This window comes from Tepidibacter formicigenes DSM 15518, assembly GCF_900142235.1.
Lineage (GTDB): Bacteria > Bacillota > Clostridia > Peptostreptococcales > Peptostreptococcaceae > Tepidibacter > Tepidibacter formicigenes.
In genome coordinates, this window is record NZ_FRAE01000084.1 from 1 (window position 1) to 8,910 (window position 8,910).

At 28.3% G+C, this 8,910-nt stretch carries 7 protein-coding genes and 5 tRNA genes; all 12 read right to left on the bottom strand.

Annotated features, from left to right (window positions below):
- Positions 1 to 7 precede the first annotated feature (7 nt).
- Positions 8 to 82: transfer RNA gene (locus tag BUA77_RS11895), tRNA-Thr, on the bottom strand.
- 15 nt (positions 83 to 97) lie between these two features.
- Positions 98 to 174 (bottom strand) — tRNA-Asp (locus tag BUA77_RS11900).
- 8 nt (positions 175 to 182) lie between these two features.
- Positions 183 to 258, bottom strand: a tRNA-Val gene (locus BUA77_RS11905).
- 6 nt (positions 259 to 264) lie between these two features.
- Positions 265 to 339, bottom strand: a tRNA-Glu gene (locus tag BUA77_RS11910).
- 5 nt (positions 340 to 344) lie between these two features.
- Positions 345 to 420: transfer RNA gene (locus tag BUA77_RS11915), tRNA-Lys, on the bottom strand.
- 154 nt (positions 421 to 574) lie between these two features.
- Complete coding sequence (locus tag BUA77_RS11920; RefSeq protein ID WP_072890548.1) at positions 575 to 1,858, bottom strand: adenylosuccinate synthase; 1,284 nt, start codon at positions 1,856 to 1,858, stop codon at positions 575 to 577.
- Between the two features lie 77 nt (positions 1,859 to 1,935).
- Positions 1,936 to 3,138 (bottom strand): HD domain-containing phosphohydrolase, encoded by a 1,203-nt coding sequence (locus BUA77_RS11925; protein ID WP_084605763.1) that lies wholly within the window; start codon positions 3,136 to 3,138, stop codon positions 1,936 to 1,938.
- Between the two features lie 282 nt (positions 3,139 to 3,420).
- The gene (gene dnaB, locus BUA77_RS11930) at positions 3,421 to 4,749 is read right to left on the bottom strand and encodes a replicative DNA helicase (RefSeq protein ID WP_072890551.1); all 1,329 of its coding nucleotides are present in this window, start codon (positions 4,747 to 4,749) and stop codon (positions 3,421 to 3,423) included.
- Positions 4,750 to 4,767: 18 nt separating this feature from the next.
- Positions 4,768 to 5,217 (bottom strand): 50S ribosomal protein L9, encoded by a 450-nt coding sequence (gene rplI, locus BUA77_RS11935; protein ID WP_072890554.1) that lies wholly within the window; start codon positions 5,215 to 5,217, stop codon positions 4,768 to 4,770.
- Between the two features lie 2 nt (positions 5,218 to 5,219).
- Positions 5,220 to 7,214: a DHH family phosphoesterase gene (locus BUA77_RS11940; RefSeq protein ID WP_072890556.1), complete on the bottom strand. Its 1,995-nt coding sequence runs from the start codon at positions 7,212 to 7,214 to the stop codon at positions 5,220 to 5,222.
- A gap of 9 nt (positions 7,215 to 7,223) precedes the next feature.
- Positions 7,224 to 8,156: a YybS family protein gene (locus BUA77_RS11945; RefSeq protein ID WP_242939122.1), complete on the bottom strand. Its 933-nt coding sequence runs from the start codon at positions 8,154 to 8,156 to the stop codon at positions 7,224 to 7,226.
- 14 nt (positions 8,157 to 8,170) lie between these two features.
- Entirely contained in the window at positions 8,171 to 8,491 is a 321-nt protein-coding gene (locus BUA77_RS11950; protein ID WP_072890561.1) for a MazG-like family protein, read from the bottom strand.
- Between the last annotated feature and the right edge of the window lie 419 nt (positions 8,492 to 8,910).

Below are 8,910 nucleotides of genomic sequence, written 5' to 3' on the forward strand. Positions count from 1 at the left end.
TTTTTACTGGAGCTGGTGATAGGAATCGAACCTACAACCTGCTGATTACAAGTCAGCTGCTCTACCGTTGAGCCACACCAGCATATTTATATTTAATTGGCGACCTGGAAGGGACTCGAACCCTCGACCTCCAGCGTGACAGGCTGGCATTCTAACCAACTGAACTACCAGGCCATTATAATTGGTGGGCTCAACAGGGCTCGAACCTGTGACCCCCTGCTTGTAAGGCAGGTGCTCTCCCAGCTGAGCTATGAGCCCAATTATTGGTGACCCCTAGGGGAATCGAACCCCTGTTACCGCCGTGAAAGGGCGGTGTCTTAACCGCTTGACCAAGGGGCCAAAACTGGTGACCCATCCGCGACTCGAACGCGGGACACCCTGATTAAAAGTCAGGTGCTCTACCGACTGAGCTAATGGGTCTTGTTTTTGTCACTCACAGTTATATATATTACTATGATTTTCTACATATGTCAACATTATTTTATAAATTTTTTATTAAATTTTATAAAATAATTAATAAAACTAAAAAGTTCCATATTATTTTAAAATAATACAGAACTTTTATAATAAATTATTAAAATATTTCTTTTCTTACTATAGTCTGAGTTCTCTTAGGCCCTACAGATATTATACCAACATTAACTCCTACTAACTCTTCTATTCTCTTAACATAGTTTTGAGCGTTTTGAGGAAGATCTTCAAATGTAGTAGCATTAGTTATGTCTTCTTTCCATCCATCTAATTCTTCATAAATAGGCTCACATTTTTCTAAAATCTCTAATGATGCTGGAAATTCCTTTATAACTTTATCTCCTAGTTTATATCCTGTACATATTTTTACTTTTTCAAATCCAGTTAAAACATCTAAAAGCATTAAAGAAATACTTGTAAGTCCATTTACTCTTGCCGCATATCTTACTATTACTGAATCAAACCATCCACATCTTCTAGGTCTTCCCGTTGTTGTTCCAAACTCATTACCATTTTTTCTTATTTGGTCTCCTATTTCATCAAATAATTCTGTAACAAATGGTCCTTTTCCAACCCTAGTTGTATAAGCTTTTACTATTCCTAAAACATCTTTTATCATATTAGGACCGATTCCAGAACCTATACAAAATCCTCCTGATGTTGGATGAGAAGAAGTTACATAAGGATATGTTCCTAAATCTAAGTCGAGTAATGTTCCTTGTGCTCCTTCAAATAATACCTTTTTTCCTTCTTTTATAGAATTATATAGTATTACAGATGTATCATCTACATAATTTTTTATTTTGCGTGCATATTCAATATATTCTTCATATACTTTTTCAAAATCAAATCCTTCTTCTTCATATATCTTTTCTATTATTTCATTTTTTTTATCTATTTGTTCCTTTAACTTTATTTTAAAAATTTCTTCATCCATTAAGTCACATATTCTAATTCCAGATCTTTCTGTTTTATCCATATAACAAGGTCCTATACCTTTTTTAGTAGTTCCTATCTTATTTTCTCCTCTTGAATTTTCTGATAACTCATCTAGTTTTTTATGATATGGAAATATAACATGAGCTCTATCACTTATTTTTATGTTTTTAGTAGATATATTATCTCTTTCAAGCATATTTATTTCATCTAAAAATCCTTTAGGATCAAATACTACTCCATTACCAATTATATTTATTGTTTCTGGGTTTAATATACCAGAAGGAATTAAGTGAAGCGCATATTTTTTATCTCCAACTACAAGAGTATGACCTGCATTATTTCCACCTTGTCCTCTTACAACAACATCTGCTTTTCTTGCTAAATAATCTATTACTTTACCTTTTCCTTCATCTCCCCATTGAGATCCTATAATAGCTACTGTTGACATGAAATTTCACCTCTTCATTCATATTATAACGAACACTCCATTTGTAATTTTATCAAATATACGTTTTTAAAGCAAGGTTATATAGCTTCTTTAAATAGTTCATATATTTTTTTATCAAATCCTCCTGAATCTACTATGCCCTTTATTATATTTAAAGCTTTTAATTTTTCCAATCCTTTTCTATATGGTCTATCCTCTATTAAAGCTTGATATATATCACAAATTCCAACAATTTGGTCTTCCTCTGTAATTTCATTTCCTCTTAATTTTTCTGGATAACCCTGTCCATTTAATTTTTCATGATGATTTCCAGCCCACTGTGCAATATCATGTCTAAAGCTTTTTACTTGAGATAATATTAACTTAGTCCAATATGGATGTGTTTTTATAATATTAAATTCTTCAGAAGTTAATTTCCCTGGTTTATCTAATATTTTATTTGGAACAGCTAATTTCCCTATATCATGTAAATATCCTGCTATCTTCATTTTTACGCTCTTTTGCTTATCATACCCTATGTATTTTGACATCATATACACATTATCAGCTAAGCCATCTGAGTGTAAATGTGTAAATTTGCTTTTTCCATCTATGATAACTGCAAATGCCTTTGCTATTTGTCCAAGTTCTTTCATTGTAATTACTTTAACTTTTTCAGGAGTTATTAAGTTTAATATTTCATGATTTAAATTAATAGATAAATCTAGCCAAAATTTATCAGTATCCATTAACTCAAGTAGAGCATCTGCTATTTCTGGATTAAATTTTTTGTTTTTATTTGATTTTATTAAATTTTTCATTCTTGCTTTTTCTTTATTAGAGATGTCTTTTCTTTTATGAGCTATTTCAAAATAATCTCCTAACGCAATTATTTGAGCTCCAATTGGAATATCATCCTTTGCTATAAAATTTGGTCCTGAACCATCATAATTTTCATGATGATATAATATGTATTTTGACATGTCATTATCAAAAGGTAAATTTTTTACTATTTTATAGCCTATATCAGAATGAACCTTTTTTAAGTTTAAATCACTATGTATTTCTTCTAAAGAATTTTGATTAGGCATATTTGATATTCCTATATCATGTAAAAATGATGCATAGTATACATTTTCCTTTATTTTTTGACTAACTTTTAATTTATCTGCTATCCTAAAGGATATATAAGAAGTTCTTCTTGAATGATCTAAACTTTTATTCTCAGCTAAATCTAAAGCAAGAGAAAGAGATGATAACAATTCGTCTAATCTAACTTCCATTTTAGTATTTATTCTCATAATTCTCCCTCTTCTAATTTAATCCACATTTATTAACATATGTTCTGTGGATTATGTGGATATTTTTTATATTCTCTAATACTATATTATATCTTATTTACACATCTATCCACATTTTATAATAAAATTTTTTTATAATAATTTAGAAAAAATATTTCACACACTGTGGATAAAAAAAGAGCTATCTCGCTCTAGAAATTACTTTCTATTTTGAGACAACCCCTTTTTTTAATAACTATTCACAATAATCTTTCCTTCTTAAAAAATAATTTATATAAAACTTTATATATTTCTAGCCAAATTATGAAATTTTTGAAACTCTCCAAGCCAAGCAAGTTCTACAGTTCCAGTTTCTCCATGACGATGTTTTGCTATTATTACCTCTCCTATGTTTTTCTTTTCTGAATCAGGATGATAATACTCATCTCTATATAAAAACATTACTATATCTGCATCCTGCTCAATTGCTCCAGATTCTCTAAGGTCTGAAAGTATAGGTCTATGGTCAGCTCTAAGCTCAGGTGCACGTGAAAGCTGTGACAAAGCTACAACTGGACAATTTAACTCCTTTGCAAGAATTTTTAATGATCTAGATATTTTAGATATTTCCTGTTGTCTACTTTCACTCTTAGAATCGCCTTCCATAAGCTGAAGATAATCTATTAATACAAAATCAAGACCCTTTTCTATTTTAAGTTTTCTACATTTAGATCTCATTTCCATTATAGTTATACCCGGAGTATCATCTATATAAATATTTGCTTTAGATAAAACCCCCATTGCCTCTATAAGCTTTGGCCAGTCATCTTCATCTAAATTTCCTGTTTTTAATTTATTAAGCTCTATATGAGACTGTGCTGAAAGCATACGTTGTATAAGCTGTTCCTTTGACATCTCAAGACTAAAAATAGCAGCTGACACATTATCTTTTAGAGCAGCATTTTGAACTAAATTTAAAGAAAAAGCAGTTTTTCCCATAGCAGGACGAGCTGCTATAAGAACTAAATCAGTTCTTTGAAGTCCATTAGTTTTTCTATCTAAATCTATAAATCCTGTAGTAATCCCTGTAATCTTTCCTTTGTTCTTATAAAGATCTTCTAAATTATCATATGCATTCATTAAAACTTCACTTATAGGTTTAAAATTATCTCCTGTTTTTTCTTGAGATATGTCAAATATCTTCTTCTCTGCTACTTCTAAAATTGAATTAATATTTTCAAATCCTTTATATCCTAAATCTAAAATATCTGAAGATGCCTTTATAAGCTTTCTCAAAACAGATTTTTCTTTTACTATATCTGCGTAATTTTTTACATTTGAAGTAGTTGGAACAACAGTAGAAAGCTTTGTTAAATAAGTTATTCCTCCTACTAAATCTAAATTATTTCTTCTTTTTAATTCTTCTGTTAATGTAACTATATCAATAGGTTCACTATTTCTATAAAGAGTAAGTATAGCTTCATAAATTTCTTTATGGGCATCCTTATAAAAATCTTCAGGTCTTATCGTTTCTGAAACAACAACAATAGCATCCTTATCAAGTAATATAGAACCTAAAACAGATTGTTCTGCATCTATACTATGGGGAGGAATTCTTCCTTCATATTCCATTTTAACCCCTCCTAAAAACTATTTTTTTTCTTTTACCTCTACTCTTATTTTAGTAACTACTTTAGGATGAATTTTAATTTCAACAAATCTAACTCCTAAAGATCTTATAGGCTCATCTAATAATACTTTTCTTTTATCTACATCTATACTATGTTTTTTCTTTAGCTCTGAAGCTATATCCTTTGAAGTTACAGAACCAAATAATCTTCCTCCATCTCCAGCTTTAGAATATAATGTTACGGTTATTTTTTCCATCTCTTTTCCTAACTCTTTAGCAGCCTGAAATTCTTTTTCTTCTTTTATTTTTTGAGCCGTTTTTTGTTCATTTAAAACTTTTAAATTTCCTTTATTTGCTTCTTTAGCTAAATTTCTTGGAAATAAATAATTTCTTGCATATCCATCACTTACATTAATTACATCTCCTTTTTTTCCACTTCCCTTTATGTCTTTTAATAAAATAACTTTCATATTTAAACCTCCTTTAAATATTCATTTATTAAGTCTTCTATTATTTTAATTGATTCTTCAATAGAAATATCCTTAAGCTGTGCTCCTGCTACATCAATATGGCCTCCACCGCCAAGCTTTTCCATAAATAAATGTACATTTATATCTCCAAGAGATCTTGCACTTATAAATACTATATCATCATTTCCTTTTCCTAATACAAAAGAAGCCATTACTCCTTTTATGTTTAAAAGCTCATCAGCTCCTTGAGCTGCAACTAATTTTGAATTTTTAATCTTATCAGGACAAACGGATATAGCAATTTTATTTTTTATTATTCTAGCATTTTTTATTATTTCAGCTTTTGCAATAAAATTATCTAAATCTCCTTGAAATAACTTTTTTACAGATGTTGTATCTGCTCCTAATTTTCTTAAAATAGAAGCCGCTTCAAAAGTTCTAACCCCTGTCTTAAATGTAAAGTTTTTTGTGTCTAAAGCTATTCCTGAAAGTAAAGCTTCAGCAGCTAACTTATCTATATTTGTTTTTTCATCTATGTATTGAATTAATTCTGTTACCATTTCACAAGTAGATGAAGCATATGTTTCATGATACATTAAGACTGCGTTATCTATAAATTCTACTCCTCTTCTATGATGATCAATTACTACTATTTTTTCAGATATTTTCAGTAACTCTTCACATTCAGTAAAATTTGGTCTATGGGTATCAACAACTATAACTAAGCTATCTTTGCTGCAATACCTTATGGCTTCTTCTCTTGTAATAAATGCATCTTTATATTTTTCATCTTCTTTAACTCTATCCATAAATAAGTCTATTGATGAATTAGAAGATTGAATAACAATATTCGGTTTTTTATCTAAGGATGTACAAATATTATATATACCAATAGCCGCTCCTATAGAATCCAAATCTGGATATTTATGACCCATAATGTATATATCTTTAGAATCAATGATTAAATCTTTTAACGCATGTCCTATAAGCCTTGCCTTTACTTTTGTCTTTTTTTCTACAGCCTTAGATTTTCCTCCATAGAATATAGATTTATCCTTTCTCTTTATAACAGCTTGATCTCCACCTCTCCCCAAAGCAAGATCAAGTCCACTAATAGCGTATTTTAAATTATCTTGTAAAGTTTCTCCCTTTACTCCTATTCCAATACTTAAAGACAAGGGAAGTGTATTCCCATAATCAAGCTCTCTTATTTCATCAAGTATAGAAAATTTATCTGCCTCTAGATTTTCTAGTTCTTTAGCTGTAATTACTAAAGTATATTTATCCTTGCTATTTTTTCTAAAAGCTCCTTTTAAATCAGAAGCCCATGAAGCTAATTTTCTTTCTAATTCTGCACTAATTAAGGGTCTTACATCTTGTTTTGCACTCTCAAGAACCTCATCATAACTATCAATTTGAATAAGAGCTATTGCTGTTTTTTCATCTTCATATCTATTTAATAATTTAACATATTCTGTTTTATCTATCCAGTATACCATTATCAAATATTTTACATCTTCTTCTTTTCCGCTTTTTACTATATTATATATAACATTATATTTTTTATTATTATGATTAACTTCAGTATACAATTCTTTATTTTCATTTAGTACCTTTCTTAAGGTTAAATTTGGGATGAAATTTTGTATATTTTTTCCTAAAATATTTTTTTCATTTATCATATTTGAAAATTTACTGTTATACCAACTTATACTTCCATCAAACTCTAAAACACAAAGAGGTATGGGTAAATTTAATATAGCTTTTTTAGTAGTATAATCTATGTCAATAGATAAGTTTTCAATATATTTAGTCCATTCATCTCGTCTTGCGTATCTATATTTTAAGTTATAATACACTAAATATAAAAAAACACCAAAAAAAGCAGTTCCTAAATACATATTATAAAAAAATACTGTTAAACTTAATATAAATATTATAGTAATATAAATATTAGTTTCAGGTAAGTAAAACTTTAAATTTAGCTTATCTTTCATAAGCCCCTCCTAATTACCTCTTATCCTTCTAAAATCCACTATAGAGTCCACCACCCCAATTATTGACATCATAAAAAGCAAAGGTCCTGTCAATATAGATACTACTAAAATTATATTCTTAATCCCCTGTCTTATTTTTATTTTATCTAGAAAATAACTATATACACAGATTCCTTGAATTAAAAATATAATTGAAAATACTATTTCTGTATTTATAATTATTGTATTGTAATATATCCAACTAATATTCTTTAAAACCATTGACAATAAATATATTAAAATCACTCCTAATATTATGTTCCCTGGAAGTGCAAAATCTTTAAACTTTGGCAAATCTTCTTTATATCCTTTAATTCTCTTTAATATAAATAATGACATAAAGTAATTTATAAAAGAAGTTATTATAGATGGAATAACTATTAACATACTAGGTATCATAGTAGACACATATTCTATTATTGTTTCTATTTCTATACTATTTTTTTCAAGTGAATTAAAGTGACTTATAACTTCTTTTTGCATATTCAAAGTTTTATTAAGCATATTTATTGTTTGTTCTATTATATCAATATTAAAAAATCCTTTAGATAATTTAATGTATATCATTGTTGTTATAATAAAAGCAAATGTTCCCCAAGATACAGCTTCAATAGGAGACTTATTCTTATAAATATTATATCCAATAAATACAGCTGGAATAAAAAACAATAAAAATGATGTTAATGCATAAACTGGATTTGTAGTAAATAATAAAATAAGTGAAGATATTACAATAGACATAATAGAATTTTTGATTCCACATCTAGCTGAAATTATTATATAAGGAATTGAAGTAAATAAAGCAAATAAACTTAAAAAAGGGACATACATAACTAATATTGAAATTATAACTCCCACACTTGATAAAATAGCTGCTTCTGTTAATCTTTGTCTATTGCTCATATTTATCAAAAAAATCACTCCCTAAGTTTTATATACTCCTTTAATTTAGTTAAATCTTTATACCACTTTTCAACTTTATGTTCTTCATTTATAGCTGTTATTATTTTTTCCTTCATTTTCTTATCTATATCAGAAAAATTAAGACCTAATCTTCTTCCTAATAAATAAGTAGACATTATTATGTTTGCAAGAACATCTTGAATTATTTCATCAGTAGAGCTTGCTCCCTTTAGCATTAAATCATATAAAGCTGCTATACTATTTAGCATTTCAGTTTTGAGCCATTCTATTATTTTTATATTTCTAGTAACTTCAAGTCCTCTATCTATTTTCAAGACATATCCCCCCTTAATATACAATTATACCATATAAAAACAACCCCTATACATAAAAAGTCTTTCCTAAAAATATTTCAATATAAAAAAACGAGCCAAAAGGCCAATGTCATTAAGTTAAGACATCGCCGAAGGCGGTTATCAAAGAACAGAGTATGAAATCATACCCTGTTCTTTTTTTCTATTCAAAAAAATTTGACAAATATGATGAATTTTATGGTGAATTCCTTGGAAGTATAAAATTAAGGAGGTTCCCACATGAACAAATATGCAGACTTAATTAAAGGAAATTTAGATAAAATACTCTTAGAAATGGATACATACTCTTATTTCTTTTGTAAAAATCCACAAAAGGATTTTACAAGAAAAAGAAAGCTAGATTTTAAAGAAATGCTACGCATTTTATTATCCATTGGTGG

Excerpts from the sequence above, each read along its gene's own strand:
- dnaB (WP_072890551.1), bottom strand. The coding sequence starts at position 4,749 with ATGGAATATGAAGGAAGAATTCCTCCCCATAGTATAGATGCAGAACAA.
- BUA77_RS11925 (WP_084605763.1), bottom strand. The coding sequence starts at position 3,138 with ATGAGAATAAATACTAAAATGGAAGTTAGATTAGACGAATTGTTATCA.
- BUA77_RS11940 (WP_072890556.1), bottom strand. The coding sequence starts at position 7,214 with ATGAAAGATAAGCTAAATTTAAAGTTTTACTTACCTGAAACTAATATT.
- rplI (WP_072890554.1), bottom strand. The coding sequence starts at position 5,217 with ATGAAAGTTATTTTATTAAAAGACATAAAGGGAAGTGGAAAAAAAGGA.
- BUA77_RS11945 (WP_242939122.1), bottom strand. The coding sequence starts at position 8,156 with ATGAGCAATAGACAAAGATTAACAGAAGCAGCTATTTTATCAAGTGTG.
- BUA77_RS11920 (WP_072890548.1), bottom strand. The coding sequence starts at position 1,858 with ATGTCAACAGTAGCTATTATAGGATCTCAATGGGGAGATGAAGGAAAA.